This window comes from Dendronalium phyllosphericum CENA369 (assembly GCF_016056275.1).
GTDB lineage: Bacteria > Cyanobacteriota > Cyanobacteriia > Cyanobacteriales > Nostocaceae > Dendronalium > Dendronalium phyllosphericum.
Window position 1 is genome coordinate 25,981 of the sequence record NZ_JAECZA010000008.1, and the last position, 16,221, is coordinate 42,201.

Below are 16,221 nucleotides of genomic sequence, written 5' to 3' on the forward strand. Positions count from 1 at the left end.
CAACGGTAGGGAATTAAAAATCAGGCACTAGAGAGGGTGATTTGAAAGACATTCATTTGTGGAGTTAAGGTTGGCCAAGGTTCAGGGAAAAAACTACCTTGGGGTAATGGAAGATGTTTGAGAACAGCAGCCTTAATCACTAAAAACCCACGACGAAAACAACTCAAACAACGATGGAGGATACTATTTTTCAAGTTGCGTCGTGCAACATGAGTTTGTGGGAGTTCATCTAAACTACTGATAGGCAAATTAGCATCAACTTCCCCTCCAACACGCGCGATCGCCTATTGCCTGATTCATCCCCACCACATAATTAATGTATTGATGAATTGCACCCTTTGGGACAGTGTTGATAGCTCAAAGCTTTGAAGTAACTAACCTGAGTTCGGGTTAAACATAAGAAGGTAAAAGCCATGCAACAAGAAGTTCAAATTCCTCATCCGTCAATTTGAGATTAGGAGGTAATTGTCAAGTTACAGTCATAATTAATTCCGCTCCACTAAAATGTGGCGTAGCTCCCCACCCCTACACCATCTTGATTATTTAGAGGTCTAATTGACTACAAAAAAGTCAAAGCTTGTCCGCGCACATCTGTATTTAACTGGCCTTTGTTATAAACAATCTCACCACCAACAATGGTAGTTACAGCCCATCCTGTAAGGTTCCAACCTTCAAAAGGACTCCAACCGCACTTTGTTAACAACTCCTCGCGCCGAACTGGACGGTAAGTATTCAAATCTACCAGTACTAAATCAGCATCGTAACCAGGAGCGATCGCACCTTTATTGGGAATACCGTAAGCTTTAGCTACAGATGTTGACATCCAGTTGACAACTTGGGCAACAGTACACTGTCCTTGGTCAGCCGCAGTTAACATTAAAGCTAGAGAAGTTTCCACTCCAGGCATCCCAGAGGGAGTATTGGGATATTCTTGAGCTTTTTCTGCCAAAGTATGCGGTGCGTGGTCTGTGGCAATGAAATCAATTACGCCATCTCGCAAAGCTTGCCAAAGAACTTGATTATCGTGGGGCGATCGCAAAGGCGGATTCATTTGTGCTAAAGTACCAATCTTTTCGTAAGCACTGGTATTCAATAACAAATGCTGTGGTGTCACTTCTGCTGTCACCCAACTCGGTTTATTTTGACGCAGCAACTCTGCTTCTTCGGCTGTGGACATGTGCAGAATATGCAGCCGACGTTGGTATTTTTGAGAAAGTTTTAATGCTAGTTTCGTTGCCAAAAGGGCAGCTTGATTATCTTGAATCTGGGAGTGAACTGCCGGATCGTGAATGCCGGCAAATTCTTGACGGCGTTGGTTAATTCTAGCTTGATCTTCGGCATGAACGGCAATTAAGCGATTGCCACGAGCAAAAATAGCTTCGAGTGTTGCTTCTCCATCGACTAGCAACTGACCGTGCATCGACCCCATAAAAATTTTAATTCCTGGTGTCGGCTGTGCTGAGAGCAAATCTGGTAGATTCTCGGCAGTTGCGCCAATAAAAAAGCCATAATTAACCAAGCATTTATTAGAGGCACGTTGTAACTTGTCGTCTAAAGCTTCTTGGTTAGTAGTTAAAGGGCGGGTGTTGGGCATTTCCAGAAAGGAAGTGACTCCACCTTTAGCACAGGCACAACTGGCAGTAAATAAGTCCTCCTTGTGTTCTAGTCCTGGTTCCCGGAAATGCACCTGCGGGTCAATAACTCCTGGCAACAAAGTTAACCCTTGTGCGTCAATTTCTGTGGTTGCCGTTGCAGTGGAGATTATCGGTGCAACTTCAACTATTTGGCGATCGGATATCAGCACATCGCCTACCATCAATTCACCGTTAGGTAGGATAATGCGAGCGTGGCGAATCAGTAAACTTTGTGAAGACAGCATGGAGTTAACAACGTTTAGACAACAACTATGATTTATGGATAACTATGCTTTTAGGTTAAACTTAGTCGCACTTTTCGTAATAAATTTTTGCAGGTCGTGAAAAAAAAGTTTATTTTTAACTTATGAATCTGCATAACAAAATACCGACAACCAGCAAATCATCTTCCTGCCGTTAAAATTAACAAGTAAAGTCTCCCTGAGCGAGTTCCATTACCTGCCTTTTTCCTTATTACAGTAATTTCATGCAAAATCAAGTGTCTGATAACAACTCTAGTCAACAACCCGATAATTCCTGGATCGCAGAGCTAGGCAGAACAGTTGTATTAAGTATTGTTCTAGCTCTAGGCATTCGTACCTTTGTTGCTGAAGCTCGTTGGATTCCTTCTGGCTCTATGGAACCTACTCTGCACGGAACTCCAAACCAGTGGGAGGCAGATAAAATTATTGTTGACAAATTGAAGTATAAGTTTGCTCAACCAGAGCGAGGAGATATTGTAGTCTTTTCGCCTACAGCAGAGTTACAAAAAGAACAATACCAAGATGCTTTTATTAAACGTGTAATTGGTTTACCAGGAGAGACGGTAGAACTCAGAAATGGGAAAGTTTATATCAATAAAAAACCTCTCCAAGAAGATAAATATCTTAGTTCTCAGCAGCGTACAGTAATTGATGTTTGCACTTCAGGACAGCAGCCGCCTTACTTAGCAAAACCTGAGACTATACCCCCCAATTCATACCTGGTCTTAGGTGACAACCGTAACAGTAGCTATGATAGTCGTTGCTGGGGTATTGTTCCTCGTGAAAATATTATCGGTCGGGCTGTACTTCGCTTTTGGCCTCTAAATCACATCGGAGAAATTGACAAGTCGCCACTGTACCCATAGTTTAGTGCTAAGTGCTGAGTTAGGAGTTAGGAGTTAGAAGTTAAGAGCGATTTATTTTTTCCCTACTCCTTTATCCCCCTTATCCCTCTATTCCCCATATTCTGTCTCGTCATGCCGTACTTAGCTAAAATTTTACTTTACCCGATTAAGTCACTGGATGGCGTGGAAGTAGAGCAAGCTAAAGTTCTCGCCAGTGGTGCTTTAGAGTATGACCGCGAGTTTGCCATTATTAACAAACAAGGTAAATTTGTCAATGGCAAGAGCAACGAGAAAATCCATTTACTACGAGCATTTTACGCAAGCTCTTTTGGGACATCGCAGTTTGGTATTTCAGATAGAACTATCTCGCTGCAAATCCCAAGCCAAAAATCACAACAAGTTTTTCATCTAGATAAAGAACGCCAAGCATTAGCAGCAACTTTAAGTGATTTTTTTGGGTTTGCTGTCATGTTAGAGCAAAACTCTTTGATGGGCTTTCCCGACGATCGCAATTCACCAGGGCCAACGGTTATTAGTACAGCATCTCTGATAGAAGTAGCCTCTTGGTTTCCTGGTTCAAGTGTCGATGAAATCCGCCGTCGGATGCGTGCCAACATTGAAATTGGCGGTGTAGAGCCGTTTTGGGAGGATCGATTATTCAGCGAACAAGGCGATCTTCTCTCCTTTCAAATCGGAAATGTGTGCTTTTTTGGAGTCAACCCCTGTCAGCGTTGTATAGTTCCAACACGCAATCCTAACTCTGGAGAAGCTTACCCAAACTTTCAAAAAATATTTGTGCAAAAGCGGCAAGCAACTTTGCCAAGTTGGGTATCGTCATCCCACTTTAATCACTTTTATCGCTTGAGCGTGAATACGCGATTATCTACATCAGAAGCTGGTAAAACTTTGCAAATTGGCGACAAAATAGAAATATTGCCGTCAAAAAGTTAATATTTATTAAGATTAAAAACTGAATAGTAAAAAATAAAAAAAATTATTAATTCTGATTGTTCCCTCTATTGTAGTGACTGGCGATTTACTCAGGTCTACCAAATTTTAAATGCTTATTTCTCTTTCATCATTCGTGATGTAACTCATGAATTTTGCATTCTCAAATCAATGACAACTATTCTAGAATCGAATATCTTTGTTAAAGAATATGAATATATCTTGCCTTGAGTGTATTCATAGACATCGACATGTTGCCACGAGCGGGGTAGCAAATTCAGGTGTTATAACAAAGCTTGAGGAGTAGTTGTGTATAGGTTCTTAAGTATTAAAATATACCAAAAATATTTTTATGGACAGAAAGTAGTTAAAAAGCTTGCTACTGACTTATACAATGAAATCTGCGATCGCCTTTCTTTAGCACCAGAGCAACAATAATACTGCATCTTGGTAATTAAGAATGTTGCAAATAATCGTTTATTTTTAGTGAAAATGCTGAGACAACTTGGCTTTGCAGTGCGAGAAGCCGCAAACGCTCAAGAAGCGATCTTTCAATAAATGATATGGCAGCACATATAATTTTCATCCGCCAGACAATTTTATCAACTGGTTGCGATGATTTAATTCGTAAACCATTTATACAAGAAATATTACTGAAAACAGTCAGCCAATATCTAGGTGTAAAATATATCAGCAGAGGAGAAACAATTAATACAGCAACTGTCAATCTAAAAACACAAACAATGGCTAGCAAAGTTGAAATTCTGAGGGATTTATTGCAGATGTCGCCTGATTAGCTCCAAAAATGAGGTTATGCAGCAGCAAGTTGCAGTGACGACTGAATTTTAGGGTTAATTCAGCACATTGCGTTAGATAAAAATCAAATTTTCCGATTTTTCAAGGATTTAGCAAATAACTATCAGTTTGAGAAAATTATGGAACTGACGAGAACAGATGCAGAATGAATTACAAGCGGTTAGACCCTAATAAACAAGATATTTTAATAATTGACGATATGGCAGACAACCTGCGAGTTTTATCTTCACTCCTGACTAGAGAAGGATACAACGTTCGCAAGGCTTTAAACTGGCAAATGGCTTTGAGTGCTTGTCAAACAGTATTACCAGATCTAATTTTACTCGACATTATGATGCCGGAAGTAGACGGTTATGAGGTTTGTCAGCGTTTTAAAGCCTGGGATCTCACGGCGGATATTCCAATAATTTTTATTAGTGCTTTAGATGATGTTTTCGACAAGGTAAAAGCCTTTAAAATCGGAGGGATAGATTATATTACTAAACCGTTTGAGTTTGAAGAAGTTTTAGTGCGCGTGCAAAACCAACTGGCTTTAAGGACAGCAAGGCTAGAAATATTGACATTAAATGCTGAATTAGAACAAAGGGTAAAACAACGGACTTGGGAACTAGAAAAAGCTCTGCAAAAACTCCAAGGAGAAATTACTTCCCGGCGACAGCTGCAAAGTCAATTGTTAGATATAGCATTGCATGATTCACTAACTAATTTACCGAATCGAGTCTTATTTATTAGGCGATTAGCAAAAGCTCTACATTGTGCAAAACAAGAATCTACTTATCAGTTTGCCGTACTCTTTTTAGACTGCGATCGCTTCAAAGTTATTAATGATTCTCTGGGTCATTTAGTAGGAGATGAATTACTCGTTGCCATTGCCCGCCGCCTACAAAATTGCTTGACACCAGTCGATACTTTAGCTCGATTAGGTGGTGATGAATTTGGCATTCTCTTAGAAAATCTTCCAGATATAAACTCAGCAATTAAAATTGCTGAAAACATTTTGCAGCAATTATCACTCACTTTTAAATTATCCAGATATGATGTATTTATGAATGCCAGTATTGGCATTAATTGGGGTAATCAAGACTACGAGAAACCAGAATATTTACTGCGGGATGCTGATACAGCAATGTATCGTGCTAAATCTCTAGGGAGAGCCAGATATCATGTTTTTGACCCAGCAATGTATCAAGAAGCTATCCAACTTTTAGAACTAGAAAATGACTTACGTAGAGCTGTTGATCGACAAGAATTTCTCGTTTATTATCAGCCAATTATTTCTCTGGCTACAGGTAGAATTTCTGGATTTGAAGCACTTGTGCGCTGGCAGCATCCGATTCGCGGTCTGATTTCTCCTATAGAATTTATTCCGGTGGCAGAAGAAACGGGCTTGATTAATCCGATTAATATATGGGTATTACAGTCAGCCTGCCGTCAGCTAAGTATTTGGCAACATCACCCAGCGACATCAGACAACTTAACTATTAGCGTTAATTTAAGCGCAAGATTATTTTATCAAGCAAATTTAACAGCACAAATTGACCAGATTCTTCATGACACTCAAGTGAATCCAGCTTGTTTAGAATTGGAAATTACCGAGAGTGTCATCATGGAAAATACCCATGTAGTTAAAACAATTTTTCAGGAATTAAAAGCCCGAAAAATTAAGTTAATTATGGATGATTTCGGTACAGGATATTCATCTTTGAGTTATCTGCATAGTTTTCCTCTAAACGCACTCAAAATTGATAAATCATTTGTCAAACGGATGCAGGATAATCAAGAAAATATGGGATTAGTACCAGCCATGATTAGTATCGCTGAATCAATGGGGATGGCTGTGATTGCAGAAGGAGTTGAAACTAAACAACAGTTAAAACAACTGAGAAGTTTAAAATGTGATTTTGCCCAAGGATATCTGTTTTCCAAACCCTTAGAACAAAAACTGGTTTTAGATTTGATTGCCTCGGTGCCTCAATGGTAATTCTCAAGTAGCACTTGAGGCAAAAAATATGAGTAAATACTTACTTAATAATTGACAAAAATAGATTTGATGATTCGGCTATTAGTTAGATAATAGACGCATATTATCTATTATACTTACGTAAGAAGGGAACTTAAGTTTACAAAACTTCAAATAGAAAATATTTGAAATAAATGGTGCAATTCTAGTATTCTATCTAAACTTTACTCAATATTTAGTATGCAATATGCGAACAGCCATAGGGATATTTTCTAAAAATCATTGTTATTTTTAATAATTATAAACATAACTTTTGGTTCAAAATGTCTTTAAATAAAATTCACAATTCCAAAGGTAATATTTTAGTAGTTGATGACACACCAGACAACTTGCGGCTTTTATCGGCAATGTTGACGGCACAGGGTTTTGAAGTTCGCAAAGCTTTAAACGGTAAAATGGCACTAACTGCATGTCAAATAGTTTTACCCGACTTAATTTTGCTAGATATTAATATGCCAGAAATGAATGGTTATGAAGTGTGTCAGCAATTAAAATCTGATGATAAAACTTGCGAAGTACCAGTAATTTTTATTAGCGCTTTAGATGATGTTGTCGATAAGGTGAAAGCTTTTGATGTTGGGGGAGCAGATTATATTACTAAACCTTTTCACGGAACGGAAGTTCTATTGCGAATTGAGAATCAAATAAATTTACGTACACTACAAATTACACTTCAAGAAAAAAATTTTTTATTACAAGAAGCTTTAGATAACTTAAAAGCAGCCCAAGTCCAACAAATTCAGAATGAAAAGATGGTAGCACTAGGGCAATTGGTAGCAGGCATTGCTCATGAAGTGAATAACCCAATTAGTTTTATTTATGGCAACCTGCAATATGCTAATCAATATGTGCGGGAACTAATTAATATCGTCGAGGTTTATCAACAGGAATATTCACAACCATCTCCCAAAATTCAAAAAATAGTTAACGATATAGATTTAAATTTTGTGATTCATGACCTAGAAGATTTGATGGGTGCAATGTATAGAGGAGCCGATCGCATTCGAGAAATCGTATTAGCGCTGCAAAACTTCTCAAGGCATGACGAAGCTGAAATGAAAGCGGTAGATATTCATCAAGGCATCGATAATACTTTAGTAATGCTACAACATCGGCTTAAGGAAACAGCAAATCGTCCAGCTATTGACATAGTTAAAAAATATGGTAAATTGCCCCTAGTTACCTGTTATCCTAGTGAATTGAATCAGGTATTTATGCATCTATTAAACAATGCTATTGATTCATTGGAGAAAATAGAGATAGATAAAGAAAAATCAGAAGCTCAGATAGCGACTATCGGAAGTTTAGAAGAAATGGAGACGACTCAGAGGTTTGACTTTCAACTTAGTCAGACAGATAACTTACGAGCAAGTTATCGTATAGCAGCTTATTATCAAACATCAGAATATCAAAAAAAATGGAAACAGCCAATCCATAATCCACAAATCCAAATCCGCACAGAGCTTACAGAGTTTAATACTGTGAAAATAGCGATCGCAGACAACGGCATCGGCATAGATAAATCATTACAGTCGCGTTTGTTCGATCCATTCTTTACCACAAAACCTGTGGGCAAAGGTAGTGGGCTAGGATTGTCGATTAGTCACCAAATCGTTGTACAAAAACATCAAGGACAAATCACCTACTCTTCATCCTTGGGACAAGGAGCAGAATTTGCGATCGCAATTCCCATAGAACCGCCTATGTAAAGAGCAGAGAAAAGGCTTCGCCTTGCAGAAGGGAAAAGGTGAGCCAGCGACGGGTACGTAGAGGGTTTCCGCGGTAGTTCTCTCAACTCGGCAGAGCCGCTTCCGAGGCTGGCTCCCCCCTACGATAACGACTCGTCGAGTAAGATGCCCGAAGGACTTTGACTGCTGACAACTGACAATCAAAAATAATAAAATTTACAATTATTAATACAGAAATAAAGATACATACCCCTCAACGCTGATGGCGTAATCTTTGAAATACAAGGCTGAGAGCCGAACACAACAGTTAGGAGTCAGACTACTTACAATAGAAGATGAAGAAATCAAGACTTTTTACCTAAGAAAGACTACTATTTTCAGTCGCAAAAAAGCATAATAGAGAAGTGACTGATCTGTTCGCCCCTTTACAATCCTTAAAAGAAGGTCACTGGTTCAAGCTCATCTGCGGAGCCAGCTTCCAACATCTACCTGCGGTCAGAAGTTTAACATTAGCCTACACCTTGGCCGGCGCTGACTGTATAGATGTGGCAGCCGATCCAGCTGTAATAGCAGCAGCCCAAGAAGCGTTGCAAGTGGCCAAGTATCTAGTTAGCGATGCTCAGGAGCGAGGCTTTGGCTATAAAGGAAACTTGCCTTTTTTGATGGTCAGCTTGAACGATGGAGAAGACCCCCATTTTCGTAAAGCAGAATTTAATTCTACTGAGTGCCCTGTAGACTGCCCTAGACCCTGTGAAAGGATTTGTCCGGCACAAGCAATCGAATTCAGCCATATAAAAGATGACTTTTCAGGAGTTGTATCCCAAAAGTGCTATGGCTGCGGTCGTTGTATACCAGTTTGCCCATATGATATAATTTATACAAAATCATATATGTCAACGCCAGGAGCGATCGCACCATTGGTAATGTCAACGGGAGTAGATGCCGTAGAAATACATACAAAGGTAGGGCGTTTAGCAGAATTTAAGCTATTGTGGCAAACAATTTCCCAATGGGTTGACCGTTTGAAGGTAGTAGCTATCAGCTGTCCTGATGGTGAGGGAATGATTGACTACCTCCACGCTATTTACGAGCTAATTTCTTCGTCATATCGTAGCGTTTTAATTTGGCAAACTGATGGTCGTCCCATGAGCGGTGATATTGGAGATGGCACTACTTTAGCAGCAGTGAAATTAGGACAAAAAGTTTTGGCAGCAAAGTTACCGGGATATGTGCAGTTAGCAGGTGGCACTAATGACTATACCGTTGCTAAGTTAAAAGCAATGGGACTGCTTAAAGAAGCAAGGGAGCAGGGAGCAGGGAGCAAGGGGGAAAACTTTTCTCCTCTGCCCCCTGCCCTCTGCCCCCCCTCCTCAATTGCTGGGGTTGCTTACGGTAGCTACGCCCGCGTACTGCTGTCATCAATTCTCGATCGCTTAGAGAATAAGGAGGTGAGTCACACTAGTGTTAAGGCGACTGTCCGCCTGGAAGAAGACGATGTATTACTTTGGCAAGCCGTAGAGCTTGCCCATTCTCTCGTTTCCCAGCTCAAGTCACAGCAGGAGCGCTAATCGCTCGTTCGTTATCTCTAAAAACGTCACAATAGAAAGCATGACGATTACAGACGATCTCCAAAAATTGTTAGATATTTTGCCCCAAGACCTGCGACAAGTACTAGAGAATCATCCCAAGCGAGATAGTTTAGTTGAAGTGGTCTTGGATTTGGGTCGTCGCCCAGAGGCTCGCTTTCCCAATCAAGCTGAGTATCTGAGCGAAACACCAGTCACTCAAGAACAGATAGATGATTGCATTCAGCGAGTTGGAACCTTTGGTGGAGATAACCGGGCAGGAATTGAGCAAACTTTGCATCGGATCAGTGCTATTCGCAACCGAACAGGCAAGATTATTGGCTTGACTTGTCGTGTAGGTCGTGCCGTATTCGGTACAATTGGCATGATCCGCGATTTAGTAGAAACTGGTAAATCAATTCTGATGCTAGGTCGTCCGGGTGTGGGTAAAACTACCGCACTCAGGGAAATTGCCCGCGTATTAGCAGATGAATTATCCAAACGTGTGGTAATTATCGATACCTCTAACGAAATCGCTGGAGATGGCGATGTTGCCCACCCTGCCATTGGTCGCGCTAGGCGGATGCAAGTGGCTCATCCAGAACTTCAACATCAAGTGATGATTGAAGCAGTAGAAAACCATATGCCAGAAGTCATTGTCATTGATGAAATTGGCACTGAACTAGAAGCATTAGCTGCTCGTACCATTGCCGAACGCGGCGTGCAATTGGTAGGTACTGCCCACGGGAACCAGATTGAAAACTTGATTAAAAACCCCACTCTCTCTGATTTAGTTGGGGGTATCCAAGCTGTGACTCTGGGAGATGACGAAGCGAGACGGCGTGGCAGTCAAAAGACTGTTTTAGAACGCAAAGCTCCTCCCACTTTCGAGATAGCTGTAGAAATGTTAGAACGGCAGCGTTGGGTAGTACACGAAAGCGTTGCTGACACAGTAGATAATCTGCTCAGAGGTCGCCAGCCTAGTCCCCAAACGAGAACCGTTGATGACCAGGGCAAAGTCTCAATTACACGCCAGTTATCTGTAGTTAACGGTCGCGGCGGACACCTTGCAGTTGCAGATGATGCACCTACAGCGCGGCAACCTAACGGCTGGCGCTCATCTGGACAAATGGTAGCATTACCGCCATTGCCTGTAGAGCGGGAAAGGGTAACTAGTGGATCTAGTGAGTTTGACCGCTTACTAGATGAATCTTTTAATTATTCAGACTTTGATTTTCAGACTACTAGGCAAGCAGGGCCGAATGGGGAAGATTTGCCGCTGCATATCTATCCCTATGGTGTTAGCCGTCACCAACTAGAACAGGTAATCAATGTACTGACTTTACCTGTAGTGTTGACGAAAGATATCGATAGCGCCGATGCAATTTTGGCATTGCGATCGCATGTCAAAAACCATGCCAAATTAAGACAAATGGCGAAAGCCCGTCATGTACCCATTCACATGATTAAGTCCAGCACGATTCCGCAGATTACTCGTGGTTTGCGGCGCTTGCTGAACATTGATGACCCTGAAATCGCTGACGACCGAGAACTGCAACTGTTTTTGCACAGTGGCAGCGATGATGAGATTGATGCCCTAGAAGAAGCCAGACTTGCTGTAGAGCAGATCGTTATTCCTAAAGGACAGCCAGTTGAGTTATTGCCGCGTTCTCCCCAAGTACGCAAAATGCAACATGAGTTAGTAGAACACTATCGACTCAAGTCGCATAGTTTTGGGGAAGAACCAAATCGACGTTTGCGGATCTATCCAGCGTAACCTCGCCGCACCAGTGCTGAGTGCTGTTGTACTCAGCACTCCTAAATCTTATCTGCTTAATTAACGGTTTGCACTGCTTAAAACTTAAAATATAAGCAGTTATTTCGCTTCATTCCTTCAAGCTGATGAACAATAAGATTAAGCCAGATTGGGCTGGTGAGAGCATACTTTCCAATTTCGTTAATCTGCTCATCCAGACCAAACCTGTATACAAGTTGATGAAAAACCAGGCGAGGCAAGTACTCATCAAAACGGCTGAGAAGAAAGGTATTCCCTGGCGGAAAAACTATGAGGCACTGCAAGTATCGGGAGCAAAACAATTACTGCCTGAAGTTACTAATTCCCACATTGTTTATCCAGACTACTACAAAGTACCCTTCCATGCTTACTCCGAAGGCAACCTTTGCTGGCAAGCTGCTTTTGAAACAGAGTCAGCTACCTATGCAATGGCATTGCGTGTCTGGCCTCAAGAAGACCTGACTTGGGAAGATGCTCACGCTAGGCTTAGAGGTAGTTTTCATGAAGTTCTGGCAATTTATGACCCTCAGCAGGTTAAAGATATCTTAGATATTGGCTGCTCAGTTGGTATCTCTACCTTAGCGTTGCACCGTTACTACCAGCAAAAACAAGGACATCCAGTTCGCACTGTTGGTCTAGATTTGTCACCTTATATGCTAGCCGTTGCTCGAACTAGGGATGTCAATCGGGAGATATCTCAGTGGCTTCACGCTAAAGCAGAAGATACAGGACTTCCAGATAATTCCTTTGATTTGGTGACTCTCCAGTTTGTCACTCACGAACTTCCAGGCTATGCCAGTAAAGAAATTTTCACTGAAGCGAAAAGACTGCTACGGCCAGGTGGGTTTATAGCACTAGTAGACAACAATCCGCGATCGCCTGTCATTCAAAATCTACCACCTGTCCTTTTCACTTTAATGAAAAGCACGGAACCTTGGAGCGATGACTACTACACATTTGATATTGAAGCAACATTGCAAGCAGTAGGTTTTTGTGAACCGATTACAGTTGCCAGCGACCCCCGTCACCGCACCATTGTTAGTAGAAAGCTTGAATAAGCAATTTGCAAATCAAAAATATCCCTTTGTAATTGTTGATTATCAACAGTCAAAAGTCAACAATTACAAACGGATAAATCATCTTGAAAATTTTCGATACTGACTTCAGTAAACTTATCAATCTGTCTTGGTATTACTAACTTCTTTATCAAAGTAAATCTCAGCGATCTAGCAAAATTAATTATACGCATTCCTGGGAAGTGTAAAGTTAAAATCTTGCCATAGCTCGGTAAATAAAAGCTGAAAATTGCAATAAATAATTACTTATCCTTGGTTTTTGTGTAATTAATTCTGCTCAAGTATTTATAAGTAAGTTCTCATTCATATTTATTTTCTACATTCAATATGCAGTATCTTTTGTTTAGTATTATTTTTATCAATCAATAGTTGTTAAAGAATTTCCAAATAAATTAGACAAATTTTTAAAATAATTATCGCTGATTGAAGAAAATTGAGTTAACCTTGGAACTTAGCAATTGTAAAGAACACATGTTGTTACTGGGTGGCAACATTAGAGATTCATTTCGATCTCTATGTAATCAAACCAGCAAGTAAAATGATTATCATAGAATATGCAAGAAGGAAGCTTTATTTGGGGTCATCTAGAAAAACAGCATCGCGCAGTTGATAAATGGATTGATTGGGTATGGCTAGTAGTGCTGTTAGTGGCAGCAGTATTACTATTTAGCATCAATCTAGGAGGATTACCGCTGCGAGATTGGGATGAAGGTACTGTGGCACACGTTGCCAGAGAAATTTGGAATGCCCCAGCAGGTTCATTGCGTTGGCTTTACCCAACGTTAGGAGGAGAACCTTATCATCATAAGCCACCCCTGATGCATATACTAATTGCTTGGGCTTACTCTCTAGGAGGGGTGAATGAGTGGACAACACGCTTACCCGGAGCAATTTTAACAGCTTTTTCTGTACCTTTGCTGTATTGCATTGGTCGAGAGATATTTCGCCAACGTTGGGCAGCAGTTTATAGCGCTTTAATTTACCTAACGACATTGCCTGTAGTTCGTCATGGCAGGTTGGCGATGTTAGATGGCGCTGTAGTGAGTTTTTTGATAGTAATGATGTTGTGCGTTTTGCGATCGCGCCGCGATTTACGTTATTGCCTGGGTATTGGCCTGAGTTTTGGGTTGATTTGCTTGACTCAAGGCGTGTTAGGTGTATTGCTAGGTGCGATCGCGATCGTATTTTTGTTTTGGGATACACCAAGATTACTTACCAGTTACTATCTGTGGACTGCAATCTTCATTGGTATTTTGCCTGCAACTTGTTGGTATAGTCTGCAACTAATGCACTATGGTTACAGTTTTATCGAGACTGGTTTTGTCAATGCATCCCTAAACCAAATTGGAACAGCAGTTGAAGGTGATTCGCAACCACCGTGGTACTACGCCATCGAAATTTTCAAGTGGACATGGCCTTGGTTAGTATTTTTGCCTCAAAGTGGGCGCATGGTTTGGGAAAATCGCAATCTTAGCTGGGCAAAACTCGTACTGGTGTGGAGTTGCGTATATCTAGTGCTAATTTCCCTGATGGGCACTAAATTTCCCTGGTACGTATTTCCTGTTTACCCTAGTTTAGCTTTAGGTCTTGGTGCTCAGTTAGCTGAGACAGAAAATTTACCTTTACTTTCCTCTTATCCTCGTGGTTGGGTAGTTAGTTTTTCTCTGCTTGCGGTGATGGCTTCTGGTAGTAGCATTTACTTTAGTTGGGGAACAATGCCAAAAACCGACTTACAATTGATTTTTGCTGCTGCTGCTGTGACTATGACTTTGGCAGCTATTTTAGTAGAAAGAGGCGACGGGCAATTTTTGAAGATTTTGTTTTGGGGAAGTTATATTTCACTACTGCTATTAATGAAATCTAACTACTGGGTTTGGGAATTGTGGCAAGCTTATCCAGTCAAACCAGTAGCAGCTATGATAGCGCAGGCAAATCCAGCGGTGAATAAGATTTATACATCTTTTCCCTATCATCGTCCGTCGCTAGACTTTTATAGCGATCGCACCATCATTCCCGCTTCTATTGGCGAATTGCAATATTATTGGCACTACAACGGCCAACCCTATTTTCTATTAAATGCATCTGCTTTCAACAATCTCAAACTTGAATCAGTTAAGTTAGTTGGTCAAGCTGATGGCTGGAAACTGATTACCAAAGATACAAATCGTTTGTAGAAAGTTAGGACTGGGTATAGGGATGTAAACGAACTCAATAACTTAATTGAATGCGTACATAAAAGCACTTGAGAATTTTGTTCGCTCAAGTGCTATTTGTATAACTCTATACCAATTCACTCGTTTGATTCAACATCTAAAATTTGCAAGATACTCTTGTTAAAAAGCATTGCAAGAATAATTTGTAACAAACATTTGGTGAAATGGTATCACTCCTTGCATCATTAAGAATATCTCTTGTAGGACGATAGAGAACATTTGATGAGTGACACTTTTGTAACTGACACTAGTTAAAAAAGATTCATGACTATTAGTGCTAAATGAAACTCAGTACGATTGAGCAACTTTACAGGTTTAGTATAAAAAGATATAAGCTTAGTCTTCATCTAAGTCAGAATTTTAAATAATAACTATAAATCTTAGTTTGTTGGTATGTATGCTAACTCCATCTTCAGGGGGTTAGTAAGTTTATATTGAGCTTTTGCTGGTGTAGCTGTAAGCAAAAATCTTATGACTTACCCAGCTACTATTGTAGAAGCTACAATATGGGCGATAAACGACAAAGGAGAAATTGTACTCATCGCTAATGCATCTACTGTTACACTCCATCATTCTTAGCAGAAGTCAACGGATTGTACTGTATCTGGATCGTAATCATTTATGACCACAAATTTAGTTGTAATCACAGAAATTGTACCAATGGTCTTGCAATTGCAACCTGCGATCGCCATGACTGACGAGCAATTTTACGAGTTTTGTCAACTAAACCGCGATCTTCGCATCGAACGCAACGCTGCTGGAGAATTAGTAATTATGCCTCCTACTGGTTCCGAAACTGATGAGCGCAACTTTAACTTAATAGGACAGTTGTGGGCGTGGACAAAGCAAGATGGTACAGGTGTGGGGTTTGGTTCCAGTGCTGGCTTTACTTTACCTAATGGTGCAGTGCGATCGCCCGATGCAGCATGGATAAAACGCACGCGTTGGGAAGCTATTGAACCAGAACAGCGAAAAAAATTTGCACCAATTTGTCCTGAGTTTGTGATTGAATTGCGTTCTGAGAGTGATAACTTGCGAATTCTCCAAGACAAGATGCAAGAATATATCGATAATGGCACACAACTTGGTTGGTTAATCGATAGAAAAAAACGCCAAGTTTTTATTTATCGTCCTAATACTGCGGTTGAAGTATTAGATAACCCTAAAACTCTTTCCGGTGAACCATTGCTACCTGGGTTTGTTTTAGATTTAAGTCAGATTTGGTAAAAAATCAAAAATTTAAAAAATATGTAAATTTTTTCACTTCTTTTATTTCATAGTCTGTAAGCTATTATTTCTCCAACAAAGCTCAGAAATTTTACAGAAGAAAGTACATTTATAAAACACCATTGTATATA

General features: G+C 40.4%; 12 protein-coding genes. 10 read left to right on the forward strand and 2 right to left on the reverse strand.

Annotated features, from left to right (window positions below; all coding sequences use genetic code 11):
* Positions 1–20 precede the first annotated feature (20 nt).
* Together I8752_RS03635 and I8752_RS03640 are read right to left on the reverse strand one after the other, a co-directional pair.
* Positions 21–248, reverse strand: coding sequence for a hypothetical protein (locus tag I8752_RS03635; protein ID WP_214430969.1), 228 nt, complete (start codon positions 246–248; stop codon positions 21–23).
* Positions 249–559: 311 nt separating this feature from the next.
* Positions 560–1,879, reverse strand: coding sequence for a dihydroorotase (locus I8752_RS03640; RefSeq protein ID WP_214430970.1), 1,320 nt, complete (start codon positions 1,877–1,879; stop codon positions 560–562).
* A 242-nt stretch (positions 1,880–2,121) separates the two neighbouring features.
* Between I8752_RS03640 and lepB the strand changes: the two genes are divergently transcribed.
* The 10 genes from lepB to I8752_RS03690 all read left to right on the forward strand — a co-directional run bounded on the left by lepB (position 2,122) and on the right by I8752_RS03690 (position 16,090).
* On the forward strand, positions 2,122–2,763 hold the full coding sequence (gene lepB, locus I8752_RS03645; RefSeq protein WP_214430971.1) for a signal peptidase I: 642 nt from the start codon (positions 2,122–2,124) through the stop codon (positions 2,761–2,763).
* A gap of 111 nt (positions 2,764–2,874) precedes the next feature.
* Positions 2,875–3,693 carry an MOSC domain-containing protein gene (locus I8752_RS03650; protein ID WP_214430972.1) on the forward strand — a complete coding sequence of 273 codons (819 nt, stop codon included), beginning with the start codon at positions 2,875–2,877 and terminating at the stop codon, positions 3,691–3,693.
* A gap of 560 nt (positions 3,694–4,253) precedes the next feature.
* Entirely contained in the window at positions 4,254–4,487 is a 234-nt protein-coding gene (locus I8752_RS03655; RefSeq protein ID WP_214430973.1) for a hypothetical protein, read from the forward strand.
* A 164-nt stretch (positions 4,488–4,651) separates the two neighbouring features.
* Positions 4,652–6,487 (forward strand): two-component system response regulator, encoded by a 1,836-nt coding sequence (locus I8752_RS03660; RefSeq protein ID WP_214430974.1) that lies wholly within the window; start codon positions 4,652–4,654, stop codon positions 6,485–6,487.
* 302 nt (positions 6,488–6,789) lie between these two features.
* Positions 6,790–8,235: a hybrid sensor histidine kinase/response regulator gene (locus I8752_RS03665; protein WP_214430975.1), complete on the forward strand. Its 1,446-nt coding sequence runs from the start codon at positions 6,790–6,792 to the stop codon at positions 8,233–8,235.
* Between the two features lie 383 nt (positions 8,236–8,618).
* The gene (gene ldpA / locus I8752_RS03670; protein ID WP_214430976.1) at positions 8,619–9,782 is read left to right on the forward strand and encodes a circadian clock protein LdpA; all 1,164 of its coding nucleotides are present in this window, start codon (positions 8,619–8,621) and stop codon (positions 9,780–9,782) included.
* A gap of 40 nt (positions 9,783–9,822) precedes the next feature.
* Complete coding sequence (locus I8752_RS03675) at positions 9,823–11,556, forward strand: R3H domain-containing nucleic acid-binding protein (RefSeq protein WP_214430977.1); 1,734 nt, start codon at positions 9,823–9,825, stop codon at positions 11,554–11,556.
* A 125-nt stretch (positions 11,557–11,681) separates the two neighbouring features.
* Positions 11,682–12,632: a class I SAM-dependent methyltransferase gene (locus I8752_RS03680; RefSeq protein ID WP_214430978.1), complete on the forward strand. Its 951-nt coding sequence runs from the start codon at positions 11,682–11,684 to the stop codon at positions 12,630–12,632.
* 572 nt (positions 12,633–13,204) lie between these two features.
* The gene (locus I8752_RS03685) at positions 13,205–14,824 is read left to right on the forward strand and encodes an ArnT family glycosyltransferase (RefSeq protein ID WP_214430979.1); all 1,620 of its coding nucleotides are present in this window, start codon (positions 13,205–13,207) and stop codon (positions 14,822–14,824) included.
* 660 nt (positions 14,825–15,484) lie between these two features.
* Complete coding sequence (locus I8752_RS03690; RefSeq protein ID WP_214430980.1) at positions 15,485–16,090, forward strand: Uma2 family endonuclease; 606 nt, start codon at positions 15,485–15,487, stop codon at positions 16,088–16,090.
* Positions 16,091–16,221 lie beyond the last annotated feature (131 nt).

Bases quoted from the DNA above. Each gene is read 5' to 3' on its own strand.
- I8752_RS03685 (WP_214430979.1), top strand. From the start codon at position 13,205: ATGCAAGAAGGAAGCTTTATTTGGGGTCATCTAGAAAAACAGCATCGC.
- I8752_RS03690 (WP_214430980.1), top strand. From the start codon at position 15,485: ATGACCACAAATTTAGTTGTAATCACAGAAATTGTACCAATGGTCTTG.
- I8752_RS03675 (WP_214430977.1), top strand. From the start codon at position 9,823: ATGACGATTACAGACGATCTCCAAAAATTGTTAGATATTTTGCCCCAA.
- I8752_RS03650 (WP_214430972.1), top strand. From the start codon at position 2,875: ATGCCGTACTTAGCTAAAATTTTACTTTACCCGATTAAGTCACTGGAT.
- I8752_RS03655 (WP_214430973.1), top strand. From the start codon at position 4,254: ATGGCAGCACATATAATTTTCATCCGCCAGACAATTTTATCAACTGGT.
- I8752_RS03660 (WP_214430974.1), top strand. From the start codon at position 4,652: ATGAATTACAAGCGGTTAGACCCTAATAAACAAGATATTTTAATAATT.
- I8752_RS03680 (WP_214430978.1), top strand. From the start codon at position 11,682: ATGAACAATAAGATTAAGCCAGATTGGGCTGGTGAGAGCATACTTTCC.
- lepB (WP_214430971.1), top strand. From the start codon at position 2,122: ATGCAAAATCAAGTGTCTGATAACAACTCTAGTCAACAACCCGATAAT.
- I8752_RS03640 (WP_214430970.1), bottom strand. From the start codon at position 1,879: ATGCTGTCTTCACAAAGTTTACTGATTCGCCACGCTCGCATTATCCTA.
- I8752_RS03665 (WP_214430975.1), top strand. From the start codon at position 6,790: ATGTCTTTAAATAAAATTCACAATTCCAAAGGTAATATTTTAGTAGTT.